General features: G+C 73.3%; 12 protein-coding genes. 9 read left to right on the forward strand and 3 right to left on the reverse strand.

All coding sequences use genetic code 11. The features are described from left to right. Positions 1-6: 6 nt before the first annotated feature. Positions 7-861 (reverse strand): arylamine N-acetyltransferase family protein, encoded by an 855-nt coding sequence (locus ACWEJ6_RS03810; RefSeq protein WP_358282964.1) that lies wholly within the window; start codon positions 859-861, stop codon positions 7-9. Positions 862-933: 72 nt separating this feature from the next. Between ACWEJ6_RS03810 and ACWEJ6_RS03815 the strand changes: the two genes are divergently transcribed. From ACWEJ6_RS03815 to ACWEJ6_RS03840, 6 genes are read left to right on the forward strand one after another with little or no spacing between them, the layout of a single operon-like run. Beyond that, entirely contained in the window at positions 934-1,617 is a 684-nt protein-coding gene (locus ACWEJ6_RS03815; RefSeq protein ID WP_387668586.1) for a response regulator transcription factor, read from the forward strand. Then, positions 1,614-5,429 carry a DUF4153 domain-containing protein gene (locus ACWEJ6_RS03820; protein ID WP_452421017.1) on the forward strand — a complete coding sequence of 1,272 codons (3,816 nt, stop codon included), beginning with the start codon at positions 1,614-1,616 and terminating at the stop codon, positions 5,427-5,429. Before ACWEJ6_RS03815 ends, ACWEJ6_RS03820 begins: the two co-directional genes overlap by 4 nt. An 8-nt stretch (positions 5,430-5,437) precedes the next feature. Further along, entirely contained in the window at positions 5,438-6,967 is a 1,530-nt protein-coding gene (locus tag ACWEJ6_RS03825; RefSeq protein WP_452421019.1) for an N-acyl-D-amino-acid deacylase family protein, read from the forward strand. 42 nt (positions 6,968-7,009) lie between these two features. Further along, positions 7,010-8,086, forward strand: a complete 1,077-nt coding sequence (locus ACWEJ6_RS03830) for an alanine racemase (RefSeq protein WP_364325493.1) — start codon at positions 7,010-7,012, stop codon at positions 8,084-8,086. A 9-nt stretch (positions 8,087-8,095) separates the two neighbouring features. After that, positions 8,096-8,476, forward strand: coding sequence for a RidA family protein (locus ACWEJ6_RS03835; RefSeq protein ID WP_352349473.1), 381 nt, complete (start codon positions 8,096-8,098; stop codon positions 8,474-8,476). Positions 8,477-8,485: 9 nt separating this feature from the next. After that, on the forward strand, positions 8,486-9,682 hold the full coding sequence (locus tag ACWEJ6_RS03840; RefSeq protein WP_397164864.1) for a hypothetical protein: 1,197 nt from the start codon (positions 8,486-8,488) through the stop codon (positions 9,680-9,682). A gap of 11 nt (positions 9,683-9,693) precedes the next feature. Here ACWEJ6_RS03840 and ACWEJ6_RS03845 read toward each other — a convergent pair whose 3' ends face one another. Beyond that, entirely contained in the window at positions 9,694-10,233 is a 540-nt protein-coding gene (locus ACWEJ6_RS03845; RefSeq protein ID WP_452421022.1) for a TetR/AcrR family transcriptional regulator, read from the reverse strand. A gap of 3 nt (positions 10,234-10,236) precedes the next feature. Continuing rightward, positions 10,237-10,851: a LysE family translocator gene (locus ACWEJ6_RS03850; protein WP_387668574.1), complete on the reverse strand. Its 615-nt coding sequence runs from the start codon at positions 10,849-10,851 to the stop codon at positions 10,237-10,239. Between the two features lie 102 nt (positions 10,852-10,953). Between ACWEJ6_RS03850 and ACWEJ6_RS03855 the strand changes: the two genes are divergently transcribed. From ACWEJ6_RS03855 to ACWEJ6_RS03865, 3 genes are all read left to right on the forward strand, one after another. Further along, a complete protein-coding gene (locus ACWEJ6_RS03855) occupies positions 10,954-13,692 on the forward strand; it encodes a helix-turn-helix transcriptional regulator (RefSeq protein ID WP_452421025.1) in 2,739 nt (912 codons plus the stop codon). Positions 13,693-13,949: 257 nt separating this feature from the next. Next, entirely contained in the window at positions 13,950-14,735 is a 786-nt protein-coding gene (locus ACWEJ6_RS03860; RefSeq protein ID WP_452421027.1) for a hypothetical protein, read from the forward strand. 173 nt (positions 14,736-14,908) lie between these two features. After that, on the forward strand, positions 14,909-16,201 hold the full coding sequence (locus ACWEJ6_RS03865; RefSeq protein WP_387668567.1) for an ArsB/NhaD family transporter: 1,293 nt from the start codon (positions 14,909-14,911) through the stop codon (positions 16,199-16,201). Positions 16,202-16,221 lie beyond the last annotated feature (20 nt).

Genomic DNA, 16,221 nt, shown 5'->3' on the forward strand with positions numbered 1-16,221 from the left:
CGGCCATCACGCGGTCCGGCCGGTCAGCCACGCCTCGTGGGCGTCGTGCAGCCTGCTCCACAGCCGCTCCTCGTCCTGGTCGGTCAGGTCGTCGAAGGTCAGCGAGAACACGTCGGCCAGCGCCGCGAAGTAGTCGCGCGCCGTGTCCAGGGTGATCGAGTGGCTGCCGGCGCCGACGCGGGTCAGGACGAGCCCGCGCAGCGTGTCCACGCCCGAGGCGTCGCGCCTCTGCACGACGGCGGTGCGCACGAACCCCGACGACGGTGACGTCGACAAATGGCTGTGCATATCAGCGAAAGCGGACATCTCTGTCGGGGTCCGCTCGAAATCCATCCCCACGAACGAACCGCTCGGGTCATGGTCGAACCGCCACCCGCCGGGCGCGACCTGCGACGGCCGCAGGACGTACGTGAACGGCCCCTGCCGGTACGCGCCCGCGACCAGCGGCAGCGGCTCGTGCACGCCGTCCCCGAGGCCGAGGTCGGCCAGCCACTCGCCGCCCGGGTTGTCCTGGCTCGGCAGGCCCCGCACGGTCAGCACGAGGTGGTTGCCGGTGACGCCGGGCTCGCTGCCGGGGTTCTGCACGCCGCCGACGTGCCTGGTGACGTCGTAGCCGAGGGCCCTGATCAGCTCGGAGAAGGCGCCGTTCAGGTGGTAGCAGTAGCCGCCGCGGCCCCTGATGATGCGCTCGGCGGACTCGACGGGATCGAGGGAGGTGGGACGGCCGAGCCAGATCTCCAGCGCCTCGTAGGCGACCTTCTCGACGTGCGCCACGTGGAGCGCGCGCAGGCCCTCGGCGCTCGCGGGGGCGTCTATCAGGTGGGACAGGCCCAGACGGCTGAGGTAGCCAGCGGTGTTCACGCGGCAAGTCTGCACCAGATGTGCACAAATTATGGAGTGTCGTCTGCACAGCGCACTTCTAGGCTTTCGTACGTGGCAGAGCAGCGGCGTGTCCTCGTGGTCGAGGACGATGTGACGATCGCACTGGCCGTGCGGAACAGGCTGGCCGCCGAGGGCTTCGACGTCCGGGTGGCGGGCGACGGGCAGGACGCCCTCGTCCAGTACGGGAAGGCGGAGCCCGACCTGGTGATCCTCGACCGGCTGTTGCCCGGTCTGGACGGGCTGGAGGTGTGCCGCAGGATGCAGGCGGCGCGGCCCGTGCCCGTCCTCATGCTGACCGCGCTCGGCGAGGAGACCGACGTGCTGGTCGGGCTGGGGGTGGGGGCCGACGACTACCTGGCCAAGCCGTTCAGCATGCGCGAGCTGGTGGCCAGGATCCACGCGCTGCTGCGCCGGGTCGAGCGGGCCGCCCAGCTCGCCGTCGAGGACACGGTGATCAGGGTGGGCGAGGTGGAGATCGACACGGCCGCGCGCCGGGTGTTCGTGGGCGGGATCGAGGCCCAGCTCACCAGGACCGAGTTCGACCTGCTGCGGCGGCTGGCCGAGCGCCCCGGGCAGGTCTTCGAGCGCGACCGGCTGCTGTCGGACGTGTGGGGCTTCTCCGAGGCCGCCGCGACCAGGACCGTGGACAGCCACGTCCGCGCGCTGCGCCGCAAGCTCGGCTCCGACGTGGTGCGCACCGTCCACGGCGTGGGCTACGCCCTGGTCCGGCAATGAGGCCGCTCGACTTCCTCGGCCGCATCAAGGTCAAGCTGGGCATCGTCATCGTGCTGGCGGTGGGCACCGCGTTCGTGGTGAACGAGGTCGGGCTGAACGCCGGGTTCACCCGGGACGTCCGGATCGTGGTCGCGGTCATCCTCGCTCTGATCATGGTCCAGGTGCTGGCCATGGGCATGACCAAGCCGCTGCGCCAGATGGCCAGGGCCGCCCAGACGATCGCCAAGGGCAGCTACGGCCTGCGGGTCAGCGCCACCTCGCGGGACGAGGTGGGCGAGCTGGCCAGGGCGTTCAACGCGATGGCCGCCGACCTCGGCGAGGTGGACCGGCAGCGGCGCGAGCTCGTCGCGAACGTCAGCCACGAGCTGCGCACCCCCATCACCGGCCTGCGCGCGGTGCTGGAGAACGTCGTGGACGGCGTCTCCGCGCCCGACCCGGTCACCATGAGGACCGCGCTCGCCCAGACCGAACGGCTCGGCCGCCTGGTCGCCCAGCTCCTCGACCTGTCCAGGCTGGACTCCGGCGTCCGGCTGATCGAGCCCGAGGCCGTCGCGCTGGCGCCGCTGGTCGAGCAGGCTGTGCGGGAGGCGTCGCTGGCCCGTGAGGACGTCACGATCGAGGCGTCGGTGCCCGCCGGGCTGGGGGTGCGGGCCGATCCCGACCTGCTGGCGCAGGTGCTGGCGAACCTGCTGGACAACGCCGTACGGCACAGCCCTCCCGGGGGCGTGGTGACGGTGGCGTGCGGTGCGGAGCGGGACGGGGCTCGGCTGGTGGTGGCCGACCAGGGGCCGGGCATCCCGGCGGCGGCCCGGGGGCGGGTGTTCGAACGGTTCTCCCGGCTGGACGCGGGGCGCGCGGCCGACTCCGGGGGCGCGGGGCTGGGGCTGGCGATCGTCAAGGAGGTCGTGGAGCTGCACGGGGGGTCGATCCGCATCGACGAGTGCGCGGGGTGCCGCATGGTCGTCGATCTACCAGGAAGGACGACGATGACGGACACACCGTTCGACACGGGGGCGAACCGGAGCCACGACGACCACCTGAGAGGCCCGCTCCCCCCAGCCGCCGCCCTCCACGCAGGCGACGCCGTCCACGCCGCCCCCACCCCGGCTCCCGGCACCCTGGCGCCCCAGATGGCGGCTGAAGGCACGACGGCGGCTCAGGGCGCGACGGCGGCTCAGGGCACGGCGGCCGGTCAGGGCGCGATGGGCGCGCAGCGCGCGACGGCGGGGGAGCGCGCGACGGGCGCTCACGGTGCGACGGCGGAGGAGGGCCCGACGGCAAGGGAGGGCGCGGCTGCCTCGGGAACGCCGGTCCGGCCGGCCGCGGCCGAGGACGCGCCGCCCGCCCCGGCAATGACGGACCCCGGCCCGCTCCCGGCCTCCGGCACCCCCAGAGGGCTCGACGCACCCGCAGGGTCCAGCGCCCCCAGAGGGCCTGGGGCCTCCGCAGGGGCTGGGGCGCCCACGGGGGACAGCATCCCTACAGGAACCGGCATCCCCACAGCGGCTGGCGCCACCGCAGCGACTGGTGCCGCCACAGGCTCCAGCATCCCCGCAGGGGCCGGCATCCCCGCAGTCTCCGGCATCCCCGCAGTCTCCGGCATCCCCGCAGTCTCCGGCATCCCCGCAGGGGCCGGCTTGCCCGGCAGGTCTGGCATCTCCACAGGATCCAGCGCCACCACAGGGGTCGGCGTACCGGCAGGGGCCGGTGCCGCCACAGGGTCTGGCGTGTCCGGAGAGGCCGGCGTCCCCAGCAGCGCCACGGCAGGGGGCGGCGTGCCCGCAGTGTCTGGTACCGCCACAGGGGCCGGCGTGCCCGTGGGGATCGCTGCCACGGCAGGGGGCGGCGTGCCCGCGTGGTCCGGGGCGTTGACGCGGCCCGGGGGGGCGGCGGGGGCCGGGGTGCCGGTGGGAGGCGGGGGGTATGGAGCGGGCGGTCCGGCGCAGCCCACGTCGGCGGGGGCGGCTCCGGCGGGGGTTGGGAGCGGGGGGCTGGCCAGGATGGTTGGTGGCGGGGTCCTCGGGCTGATCGTCGGGTTCCTGGGCGGTCTGTTCGCGGCCGTGCTGGTTTCGATGACGGTCGGCGACGGCCTCGCGCTCGTCACCCTCGTCATGGTGACCGCCCTGGGCGGCGCGCTCGGCATGGCGCTGGGCGCGGGCTCAGCACGCAGGACGGCGGCCTACCAGGCCGCCTACCAGACCGCGACGCACCAGGGTGCCGTCTATCAAGGCGCCGCGCCCCAGGGCGCCGCGCACCAGGGTGCCGCCTATCAAGGGGCAGCGCATCAGGAGGCCGCCTATCAGGGGGCCGGGCGGGCAGGGGGCGGGGGTGGGCAGGCTTATGTGCCGCCGCCGCTCTTTCCCAGGCCCGAGCTGCCCGCCCCGCCGCGCTGGCTGCTGCCGGCCGCCGCGGGCGCGGGCGTGTTCGCCGCCGTGGCACTGCCCGACGCGCAGGTCGGGCTGGGGATCGTGCTCGTCGCCATGGTGCTCGGCGCGGCGGCGCTGCCGGCCGTGCTGCGCAGGATGACCCCCTGGACGCTGGCGTTCGGGATGACGGCGTACTGGCTGATCTCCATGACGGCCGTGCGCGACGCGGACTGGCTGGTCGCGATCCTGCTCATGGCGGGGGCCGGGCTGGGCGCGCTGGCGGTGTCCGGGGCGGGGGCGGGATGGCTGGGCGTGATCAGGGGCGGCATGTCCGTGGTGCTCGCGCTCGGCCCGGTGCCGTGGTTCCTCGCCGGGCCGTTGCGGAAGCTGACCGCCAGGCGGCGGATCCTGCCGGTGCTCGCGGGGCTCGGCATCACGGTCGTGCTGGTGCTGGTGTTCGGGCTGCTGTTCGCCTCGGCCGACGCGGTGTTCGCCGCGTACGTCGAGCGCCTGACCAGCACCCCGGCCTGGGCCGACTCGGTGCCTTCGCGGATCTTCGTCTTCGGGTTCGCCGCCGTGCTGCTGGCCGCCACGGTGCTGGTCGCGCTGCGGCCGGTGATCGACCCGGTCGGTCCTGAGCACAAGCTCGGCGTGAGCAGGAGCGTGTGGCTGGTTCCGCTGGTCGCGGTGAACCTGCTGTTCACGGCGTTCGTGGCGGTCCAGATCAGGGTGCTGTTCGGCGGCGACGGCTGGGTGCTGCGGACGGCGGGCCTGACCTACGCCGAGTACGCCAGGCAGGGGTTCTTCCAGCTCGTGGTGGTCAGCGTGTTCGTGCTGGGCATCGTCGCGGTGGCCGGGGGGCTGCTGCGGACCGAGCGCGGCGAGCGCTGGCTGCTGGCCGTCATGCTCGGCGTGTTGTGCGGGCTGACCATGGTGGTGCTGGTCTCGGCCCTGCACCGGATGAGCCTCTACACCGACGCCTACGGCCTGTCGCGGCTGCGGATCTCGGTGCAGGCGACGGTGTGGTGGCTGGGCGCGCTGTTCGCGCTGGTGCTGCTGGCCGGGGCGGTACGCCTGGCGGGCCGCGGCTCCGGCTGGCTGCCGCGCACGATCGTCCTGGTCACCGGGCTCGGCCTGGGGGCGTTCGCGATGGTGAACCCCGATCTGCAGGTCGCGCAGACCCAGGTCGAGGTGCGCGGCGTGACCAACATGGACTCCGACTACCTGGGCGACCTCGGCGCGGAGGCCGTGCCCGCGCTCGACCGGCTGCCCGAGCCGCAGCGCAGTTGCGTGCTGGCCGACGTGGTCCGCGCCAACGGGCTCGACCGTCCCGACCCGTGGAACGGCTGGAACCTCGCCCGTGCGCGGGCCAGGGACCTGCTGGCCGAGCGGCCCGTCGTCCGCTCGATCACGTGCCCATCGGCGTCCTCGCGCGGCTCTGATTGAATCTTGGTGTGAGGTTCGACGTAGTCATCAGCGGCGGCCGGGTGCTCGACGGCACGGGCGCGCCGCCGTACCGGGCGGATGTGGGCATCGCGGGCGACGAGGTCGCGGCGGTCGGCAGGCTGGGCGGCGCGCAGGCCGGGACGATGATCGACGCGACCGGCCGGTTCGTCGCGCCGGGCTTCGTCGACTGCCACGCGCACGGCGACGCGGCCGTGTTCGACCCGGCCGTGCAGCTTGCGGCGTTGCGGCAGGGGGTGACCACGTTCGTCCTGGGACAGGATGGTCTGTCCTTCGCGCCGGGGTCGGCGGAGACCGTCGCCTACGCCTCCCGCTACTTCGCCGCCGTCAACGGCGCCCTGCACGAGGGCCCGCTGAGCGTGGCCGAGCTGCTCGACGGCTACGACCGCGCGGTGGCGCTGAACACGGCCTACCTGCTGCCGCACGGCACGATCCGCTACGACGTCCTCGGGCCGTCGCCGGAATCGGCCTCGCGGGCGGAGCTGGCCGCGATGGTCGAGCGGGTCGAGCGCGGCCTGTCCGAGGGCGCGGTCGGGCTGTCCAGCGGGCTGGAGTACCTGCCGGGCCGCTACGCCGACGCCGCCGAGCTGGCCGCCCTGTGCGCGCCGCTCGGCGGGCTGCCGTACGTCACCCACATGCGGGCCTACGGCGCGAACGCCGGGGTCGGCATGGCGGAGGTCGTGGACATCGCCGGCCGTTCGGGCGCGGCCGTGCACGTCTCCCACCTGCACGGGCCGGCCGACGTGCTGCTGCCGCTGGTCGGCAGGGCTCACGACGACGGCGTCGACCTCACCTTCGACACCTACCCCTACCTGCGCGGCAGCACGATCCTGGCCATGGTGGTGCTGCCGCCGTCCGTGCCGGGCGCCGACACCGACGCGGCGCTGGAGATGATCGCCTCGCCCGAGCTGGACGACTGGTGGGCGGGGCTCGGCGAGGTCTACCCCCGGCTGACCGTCTCCCACGCGCCGGGCCTGGAATGGGCCGAAGGGCTCGCCCTGCCGGACGCCGCGGAGCGGGCCGGCATGACGCCCGCCGCCTTCTGCCGCCACCTGCTGGTGGCGACGCGGCTGGAGGCCGGGTGCGTCTCCGCGCGTCCCGACGAGGGCCCGGCGGGTGAGGAGTCCGTACGCCGGATCCTGCGCCATCCCTCCCACACCGGCGGCTCCGACGGCATCTACGTGGGCGGTCATCCGCATCCGCGCGGGTTCGGGGCCTTCGCCAGGTTCCTCGGCCGGCACGTCCGCGAGCTGGGCGACTGGACGTGGGAGCAGGCGGTCGTGCACCTGGCCTCCCACCCGGCCCGGCGGTTCGGGCTCGACCGGCGCGGGCTGGTACGCGCCGGACACGTCGCCGACCTGGTGGTGTTCGACCCGCTCACGGTGTCGGACCGGTCGACGTACGCCGATCCGCGCACCCCCGCGCACGGCGTGGACGACGTGCTCGTCTCCGGCGTGCGGGTGCTGATCGGTGGCGAGCTGACCGGGGCCAATCCAGGACGGGCGCTTCGATCACGCTGATCCCGCCTGGGATAAGGTCAGACGCGGATAAAAGGGGGTGTCGTGCAGGTGATCCTTGGGCAGTCCGTCCTCGACGGCGAGCTCGGCTTTCCGCTGATGATCGTGCACCGCGACGCGCTGGAGCACAACGTGGCCACGATGGCGGCCTTCGCCCGCGACCACGGCATGGAGCTGGCTCCGCACGTCAAGACGCACATGTCGCCAGAGATCTCCGCGATGCAGCTCGAAGCGGGCGCCTGGGGGCTGACGGTCGCCACGACCCGGCAGGCCAGGATCGCCCGCGGCTACGGCGGCGACCGGATCATGGTGGCCAACCAGGTCGTCGACACCGCCGGGCTGACCTGGGCAGCCGGAGAGCTCGACCGCGACCCCGCCTTCGAGTTCCTCAGCTTCGTCGACTCCGAGGCCGGGGTGGACATCCTCGCCCGGCACGCCTCGACCCGGCCGTTCCGGGTGCTGGTGGAGCTCGGGCACGAAGGCGGACGAGCCGGCTGCCGCACCCTCGACGAGCTGCTGAAGGTGGCCGCGTACGCGCAGGAGACGCCCGGCGTCGAGCTGGCCGGCGTCGCCGGGTACGAAGGGGCGCTGAAGAGCGCCGACGAGGTGCGGCGGTACCTGGGCGGGCTGCAGGAGGCCGTCGAGCACGTCCGCGTGCGCACCCCGATCCTGACGATCGGCGGCAGCCAGTGGTTCGACGTGATCGGGCGGGAGCTGGTCACCACGCACGCCAGGATCCTGCTGCGCAGCGGCGCGTACGTCACCCACGACGACGGCTACTACCGGGAGCGCACGCCGTTCAACCGGATGGAGGGCGAGCTGCGGCCGGCCCTTGAGGTGTGGGCGCACGTGTTGTCCACGCCCGAGCCGGGCCTCGCGATCGTGGGCATGGGCAAGCGCGACGCGCCCTACGACGAGGGCCTGCCGGTGCCGCGCCGCAGCGGCGTCACGATCACGAAGATGCAGGACCAGCACACCGTCGTCCGGGCCGACGGGCTCAAGCCGGGCGACCTGCTGGCCTTCGGGATCTCACATCCGTGCACCGCGTTCGACAAGTGGCGCGTGCTGCCGTTGGTGGACCGGGATTACCGTGTCGTCGGCACGATTCACACCGATTTCTAGGGAGATTCCGTGAAGAAAGAGCTCAAGACCACCGAGGGCGCCGCGCCGGTCGGGGCGTACTCCCAGGGGCTCGTGGTGGGCGACTTCGTCTTCACCTCCGGCATGGGCCCGCTCGACCCGCACACCGGCGAGATCGTCGGCGACGACGTGGCCGCCCAGACCCACCAGGTCATGAAGAACCTCGGGGCCATCCTCGCCGCCCACGGCCTCGGCTTCGACGACGTCGTCAAGTCGACGGTCCACCTCCAGAACGTGAAGGAGGACTTCGCCGCGTACAACGAGGTGTACAAGTCGTACTTCACCCAGCCGTACCCGGTGCGGACGACGGTGGGCTCGCAGCTCATGAACATCCTGGTGGAGATCGACTTCGTCGCGCACAAGAGCGCGTAAGGTCTGCACGTGGACAGTTCGGTATACGTCTTCGCCGAGGACCTGCACGGTGAGGGCGTCGAGCGGGTGCTCGACAGGATCAGCGCGTACGGCGTGGGCGGGGTCACGGTCGGCGCCGTCCACCACGCCGCGCGCGACGTCACCCCGCACGGACTGTCCCGGCTGACCGTCAGGCACGACGGCGCCCACTTCACCCCGCCGGCCGAGCTGTTCGACGGGCTGCGGCTCGCCCCCGTGCCCGGCCACGTCCACGCCCTCGACGGGCTGCGCGAGGCGTGCGCCGGGCGCGGCCTGAAGCTCCACGGCTGGACGGTCTTCCTGCGCAACGCCACGCTCGGCAACGAGCACCCCGACGTGACCGTGCGCGACTGCTTCGGCGACCGCGGCTCGCTCGTCGACCTGTGCCCGGCCCATCCCGACGTGCGCGCATACTCCGTCGCGCTGGCCAGGGCGGTGGCCCGGCTGGGCGTCGAGAGCGTGGTCGCCGAGGCGCTGCACTTCACGCCGGTCCAGCCGCAGCGCTCGTTCGTGCAGCTCGGCCCCATGGACACGTTCCTGTTCGGGCTCTGCTTCTGCGACTACTGCATGCGCCGGGCCACCGACCTGGGCGTGAACGCCGAGGTGGCGCGCGAGGAGTGCGCGCGGATCGTGGGCGGCGTCTTCGACGGCGACCCGGCCGCGCAGGGCGAGGTGACCAGGGCGGCGCTCACCGCCTACGCCGGGCCCGAGGTGGTGGCGTACGCGCGGGCGCGCTCGGAGACCGTCACCACGCTGGTCTCCGAGGTGTCGTCGGCGGTCGCGGAAGAGGGCTCCAAGCTGGTCTTCATCGACTCCACCGGCGCGGTGAAGGGCTACCGGGACGGCCTGCCGACGCCGGGCCTGGCCGCCCACGACGCCTGGCAGCTCGGCGTGGACCTGGTGGCGCTGGGCGACCTGGTGCCCGCCTTCGGCGTGCTGGCGTACGCGCGGGACGCGGCGCGGGTGGCCGACGACGTGGGCGCGTACCTGCGGTCGGTGGGCAAGGACCGCGAGGTGCGGGCGGTGCTGCGGCCCGGCTACCCCGACAGCGACTCCACCGACCGCCTGGTGGCCAAGGCCAGGGGCGCGAAGGCGGCGGGCGCGCTGGCGGTCGACTTCTACGCCTACGGTCTGGTGCCGCACCCGGTGCTCGACCGCATCCCGGCCGCCCTCGCCGCCGCCGGCTGACCTGCCAATGCTCAGAAGGCGTCGAGCAGGGCCGAGACGGCCTTCTCGGCGAAGCCGCCGGGCAGCGGCAGGCCGCGGAAGACCGTGCGCATCCACACGGCCCCGGCCAGCAGATCCATGATCAGCAACGGGTCGGCGGACGCGCTCAGCTCACCGCGCCGCACCGCGCGCTCGAACACCACGCGTTCCCGCGCGAACCGGTCGGCGAAGAACCGGCGGACGTCGAGCTCGGGATGGCGCACGACGGCGGCCAGCGCCGCGACCGCGATGTCGCTGCCGGGCGGCTCGGTGAGCAGCCGCCCGACCTGCTCGACCAGCGCCACCAGGTCGCCGCGGAACGACCCGGTGTCCGGCGGCTCGAACGCCAGCACGTCCGACTCGACCAGCGCGGCCCCCAGCAGCGCCGCCTTGGACGGCCACCACCGGTAGATCGTCGTCTTGTTGACCCCCGAGCGCTCGGCGACCCCCTCGACGGTGAGCCCGTCGTAGCCCTTCTCCGCGACCATCCACAGGGTCGCGTCGAAGATCTCCTGCTGCTTCCTCGGCGCCATAGGTCATTTTCTCCCGGCGAACGCCATGGCCACGCCGAGCCCCAGGTAGACGACGCCGCTGACGTACCGCAGAGCCTTGGCGCCCCTGGTCAGGCGGGTGCCGAGGGTGCCGGCGGTGAGGGCGTACACGACGTCGGAGACGAACCCCAGGAGCAGCAGCGTCAGGCCGAACACGACGATCTGCAGCGCCGGCGAGCCGGCGCCGGGGTCCACGAAGTGCGGGAGGAACGCCACGAAGAACAGCGCCACCTTGGGGTTGAGCACGTTGACCAGGACCCCTTCGAGGAACACCTTGGCCAGCGGCTGCACGGGCGGCGTCCCGGCCTGCGCCTCCTTGGCGGTGAAGGCGCGCACGCCCAGGTAGACGAGGTAGGCCACGCCCGCCCACTTGACGACCGCGAACAGCGTCGCCGACCGCGAGATCACGTACGAGAGCCCGGCCGCGGCGGCGGCGATGTGCACCAGCGTCCCGGTCTCCACGCCGAGCGCGCTGGCCAGCCCGGCGGCCCTGCCCTGGGCCAGGCCCCTGGCGGCGATGTAGAGGTGGTTGGGGCCGGGGACGAGCACCAGGGCGAGCGAGGCCGTCGTGAAGAGCACGAAAGTCGTCAAGGAGATCACGAAAGAGCAGCGTAGAGCGGGTCCGGTTCGACGATGAGGGCCAATCCCGGGGCGGCCGGGCGGACCAATGGAATGTCACAGGCCCGTGGCACACTTGCTGGCGTGAACGGTCTTCTCGTCGGGCGCTCGGCCGAGCTGTCCAAGCTCGTGCGTGTGCTGGAGTCCGCGGCCGACGGCACGGCCGGGGTCGCGCTCGTCGGCGGCGACGCGGGGATCGGCAAGACGCGCATGGTCGGCGAGCTGGTCGCCGAGGCGCGCGAGCGCGGCTTCCACGTCATGGTCGGCCAGTGCGCCGAGCTGGGCGACGCGCTGCCCTACCTGCCGCTGGCCGACGCGCTGCGCGGGGCCGAGCCCGGCGTGCGCGAGGCCGTCGCCGCCCATCCCATGCTGGGCCAGCTCCTGCCGGGCCGGGAGAGCGGGGCGCCGTCGGCCGGGCTCACCCAGCAGCGGCTGTTCGGGTCGCTGCTCGGGCTGCTGGCCGACGTCCAGCCGGTGCTGTTCGTGATCGAAGACCTCCACTGGGCCGACCGTTCCACCCGCGACCTGCTGGTCTTCCTCAGCCGCATGCTCCAGAGCGAGCGCGTCTGCGTGGCCGGCACCTACCGCACCGACGACCTCCACCGCCGCCATCCGCTGCGCGCGGTGCTGGCCGAGCTGAAGCGGCTGCCGTCGGTGACGAACGTGGAGCTCGGCCCGCTGGAATCCGGCGAAATGTCGGACTATGTCACCACCTTGGGGCAGGTGGACGCGCAGGAGCTCGGGCTCATCGTCTCGCGCGCCGAGGGCAACCCGTTCTACGCCGAAGAGCTGTTCGCGGCCATGTCCGAGGGCGACAGCCTGCCCGACGGGCTGGCCAGCCTGCTGCTGTCGCGGGTCGAGGTGCTGTCCGAGGCCGGGCAGCGGGTGCTGCGCGCCGCCGCGGTGGCCGGCCGCCGGGTGGAGGACGACCTGCTGCGCGAGGTGGCGGGGCTGCCGCTCGCCGAGTTCGAGGAGGCGGTCAGGGAGATCGTCTCGCGCGGCCTGCTCAAGGTGCAGGGCCACGGCTACGCCTTCCGCCACGCCCTGCTGCAGGAGGCCGTCTACACCGACCTGCTGCCCGGCGAGCGCACGCGGCTGCACGCCGACTTCGCCCGGCTGCTCACCTCGCCCGCCGAGCTGGCCCACCACCACCTCGCCAGCCACGACCTGGCCGGGGCGCTGGCGGCCTCGGCGCAGGCGGGCCGCGAGGCCGAGCGGCTGGGTGCGCCCGCCGAGGCCCACAACCACTACGACCAGGCGCTCGGCCTGTGGGACCGCGTCGAGGACGCCGCAGGCCTGGCCGGGGAGAGCCGGGTCGCGCTGGCCTTCCGCAGCGCCGTCGCGGCGGCCGACAGCGGCGACAACCACCGGGCCGTCCACCGGCTGCGCGCGCTGCCCTCGACCTCCGAGGTGGCGGAGCGGCTGGCGTACTACCTCTTCGAGACCAACGACCCGCCCGGCGCGATCGCGGCGGCCGAACGCGCGGTCGAGAGCGCCGAAGACGAGCCGAGCCTCGCCCGTGCCCTCGCCACGCAGGCCCGCACGCTGCTGTGGACGCCGCGCCACCACGAGGTCGAGCCGCTGACCGCGCGCGCCCTGGAGACGGCCCGCGCCTGCGGCGCCGTCGACGCCGAGGTGGGCGCGCTGCTCACGCTGGCCAGCTACGTCGAGCAGCGGGGCGACGTCGCCCGCGCCCATTCGCTGGTCGAGAGCGCCTCCGCCCGGGAGACCGGCGACCTGGCGATGGACTTGCGGGCCCGCTTCCACCACGCCCGCATCCTCTACGAGCAGGGCCTGCCGGCCCAGGCCGCCGAGGTCGCCGACGACGGCATCAAGCTGGCCGTCCACACCGGCCTCAACTGGAGCACCTACGGCACCGACCTGCGCTTCCTGCGCCTGCTCATCCACTACGTCGCGGGCGAGTGGGACGCCGCGGAGGCGGTGGCCGCCGGGTTCGGCGCGCGGGTGGGCACGTTGCCGGAGGCCATCCTGTCGTCCTTCGCCCTGTTCATCGAGGTGGGTCGGGGGTTGCCGGCGGTCGAGGCGCGGCTGGGGTGGCTGCGCCCGTTCTGGCACGACCCGCTGGCGACGTACATGTCGCGGGGCATGGCCGCCGAGCACGCCCTGTGGAACGGCGACCCGGCCGCCGCGCTCGACCACGCCCACGCGGCCATGGCCACGCTCGACGAGGGCGAGTCGGGCACGCTGCGGCTGGCCGCCGTCAGCCTGTGGGCGATGGCCGAGCTGGGCACCACCGAGGGGGCCGACGACCTGCTGGCCCGCGCCCGGTTCGCCGCCACGAGAGGGCCGACCGGCGACGGCGGCCACCTCGGTCCCGAGGGCCAGGCGTGGGCGCTGCGCGTGGAGGCCGACTGGCACCGCCTCCACGGGCGGCTCGACGTCGGGCTGTGGCGCCAGGTGGTCGCGGCGTTCGACTTCGGCTTCGTCTACGAGGTGGCCAGGGCGCGCTGGCGGCTGGCCGAGGCGCTGCTCGCGGCCGGTGAGCGGGAGGCGGCGCAGGAGGAGTGGTCCCTCGCCAAGGAGGCGGCCGGCCGGCTGCGGGCCGCGCCGCTGGAGGCCGCGCTGACGGAGTTCGGCAGGCGGGCCAGGTTCGGCGGCGGGCAGGCCGAGGGCGGGCTCACCGCGCGCGAGGTCGAGGTGTTGCGGCTGGTCGCCGAGGGGCTGACCAACAAGGAGATCGCCGGGCGGCTGTTCATCGCGCAGAAGACGGTGAGCGTGCACGTCTCCAACATCCTGGCCAAGCTGGAGGTCTCCACCCGTACGCAGGCGGCCGCCGCCGCCCGCGCGCACGACCTCCTCTGATCGCCTGCTCCGGCTGCCGGGCTTCCGCGCCTGCGCTGCCGGAGCGGCTGGGGGCGGACAGGCAGGGGTGAGTCCGTACATCTGGGACGCCACGGGCGGCCATTTGGGGCGATGTTTGCGGTTCGCCTCGTAGCGTCCGAGATCGGGACCTCTCACCGGAGAGCGATGGCGGGCCCGGCCGGCTCGCGTCGACCCGTCCTGTCGTGACAGGCCGGCCCGATGCGCCGACCCGTCCTGCCTCGAAAAGGAGCAGTCTCATGCCTACTCTCGCCACGTCACTGCCCGCCCTGGCCGCCGCCGGGCTGACCGTACTGGCTCCGGCCGTCGTCCCGGGGGCCGCGCACGCCGCGGCCGTGATCTCCTGCACCGTGTCCGGCGAGGCACAGTACCTTCCCGGGGCGCAGCGGCTGCTGCACCTGGACCGTTCCGTCAGCCGCCGGGAGCCGTGGAACTGCGTCGACCGCAGCGGCACGGGCGTCACCGCGGCACGGCTCAGAGCCAGCTTCAACGGCGTGAACCCGAGCTGCGGCGGACGCACCATCACCAGGGGACGCCCGTCCGGCGAGGGCAACGCCTTCGACCGCGTGTTCGGCGACCGTGACGCCGAGGACCGCAGCCTGTCCAACCGCATCGTCTACAACCGCGAGGGCCGCAGCCTGGCCGACCGCATCGTCCACGACCAGGACGAGCGCAACCTGGCCGACCGCGTCGTCTACGACCGCGAGCGCTGGGGGCAGTCCGACGGCGTCATCCGCGACCGCGCCGCCGCCGCCGGGACCGCCGCGCCCGCGGGCGCCGGCACGGTCACCATCGACTGGACCATCAAGGGCGCCAGGCAGACCAGCAAGGCCAGCGCGCGCATCGTCGAGGTCGTGCACGACACGGCCAAGGTGTCGGGCACGATCCAGTCCGGGCCGTTCAGGGGCAGGACGTTCACCGGCCGGTTCGACACCTACCTGCTCGGCGGTTCGGGCACGTGCGTCTCGGGCTCGTCCGGCAGCGTCCTGCACGCGGGCTTCAAGGGGCAGTTCAGCGTCGGCTGAGCAGCCACCCCACCGGGCGCGACCGGCGCCTGGCCCCGTACGGGCGGCCAGTCCGCCGGTCCCGTCCGGCCGCGCCTCTTGGTAAGTTGTCCTGAGGTGTGCCGGGAAGTCTGGTCGGCGATTCTGTCGTCGATCGTGGAGTTCTCCTTGAAGGCTTTCCCGGGCGGTCCGCCGTGACCGTCACCGCGTGGCTGGCGGTCGCCGTCTTCCTCGTCTCGTACACGCTGATCGCCACCGAGAAGGTGCACCGGGTCGCCGCCGCGCTCGGCGGCGCGGGGATCATGCTGGTGCTGCACGCCACCGACGGCGGCGCGGCCTTCTTCGACGAGCACACCGGCATCGACTGGAACGTCATCTTCCTGCTGCTCGGCATGATGGTCATCGTCGGCGTGCTGAAACAGACGGGCGTCTTCGAGTTCCTGGCCATCTGGGCCGCCAAACGGGCCAGGGGGCGCCCGTTCCGGCTCATGGTGCTGCTGATCCTGATCACCGCGGGCGCGTCGGCGCTGCTGGACAACGTGACCACCGTGCTGCTGATCGCGCCGGTGACGTTCCTGGTCTGCGAACGGCTGGCGCTGCCGGTGGCGCCGTTCCTCATCGCCGAGGCGATGGCCTCCAACATCGGCGGCACCGCCACCCTGGTCGGCGACCCGCCCAACATCATCATCGCCAGCCGCGGCGGGCTGACCTTCAACGACTTCCTCGCCCACCTCGCCCCGCTGATCGTGGTGCTGCTCGTGGTCTTCATCGGGCTGTGCCGGGTGATGTTCCGCCGGTCGTTCCGCTACGACCCCGAGCTGGCGGCCGAGATCATGACGCTCGACGAGCGCGAGGCCATCGCCGACCGCCGGCTGCTGTGGCAGTCGCTGACCGTGCTCGCGGTGGTGATGGCGGCGTTCGTGCTGCATCCCGTGCTGCACTACGAGCCGTCGGTGGTGGCGCTGCTCGGCGCGGGCGTGCTGGTGGCGCTCACCAAGGTGACCACCGAGGAGGCGATCGCCGAGGTCGAGTGGCCCACGCTGGTGTTCTTCGCGGGGCTGTTCGTCATGGTCGGCGCGCTGGTGGAGACCGGGGTCATCGCCCAGGTCTCCCAGGCCGCCGCGCAGGCCACGCACGGTCAGCTCGGGCTGACCACGATGGTCCTGCTGTGGGCCTCGGCGGGCCTTTCCGCCATCGTCGACAACATCCCGTACGTGGCCACCATGAGCCCGATCGTCGCCGACCTCGTCCAGGCCAACGGCGGGGAGGGGCCGGCGCAGGTGTTGTGGTGGGCCCTGGCGCTCGGCGCCGACCTGGGCGGCAACGCCACCGCCGTGGGCGCGGCGGCGAACGTGGTCATCCTCGGCATCGCCGCCCGCAACGGCACCCCGATCAGCTTCTGGCAGTTCACGAAGTACGGTCTGATCGTCACCGCGACGACGGTCGCGCTGGCGACGCCGTACCTGTGGCTGCGTTACCTGGTGTGACGCAGTCCATGTCACACCCG

It is taken from the genome of Nonomuraea sp. NPDC004702 (assembly GCF_053601695.1).

Excerpts from the sequence above, each read along its gene's own strand:
- ACWEJ6_RS03860 (WP_452421027.1), top strand. The coding sequence starts at position 13,950 with ATGCCTACTCTCGCCACGTCACTGCCCGCCCTGGCCGCCGCCGGGCTG.
- ACWEJ6_RS03845 (WP_452421022.1), bottom strand. The coding sequence starts at position 10,233 with ATGGCGCCGAGGAAGCAGCAGGAGATCTTCGACGCGACCCTGTGGATG.
- ACWEJ6_RS03820 (WP_452421017.1), top strand. The coding sequence starts at position 1,614 with ATGAGGCCGCTCGACTTCCTCGGCCGCATCAAGGTCAAGCTGGGCATC.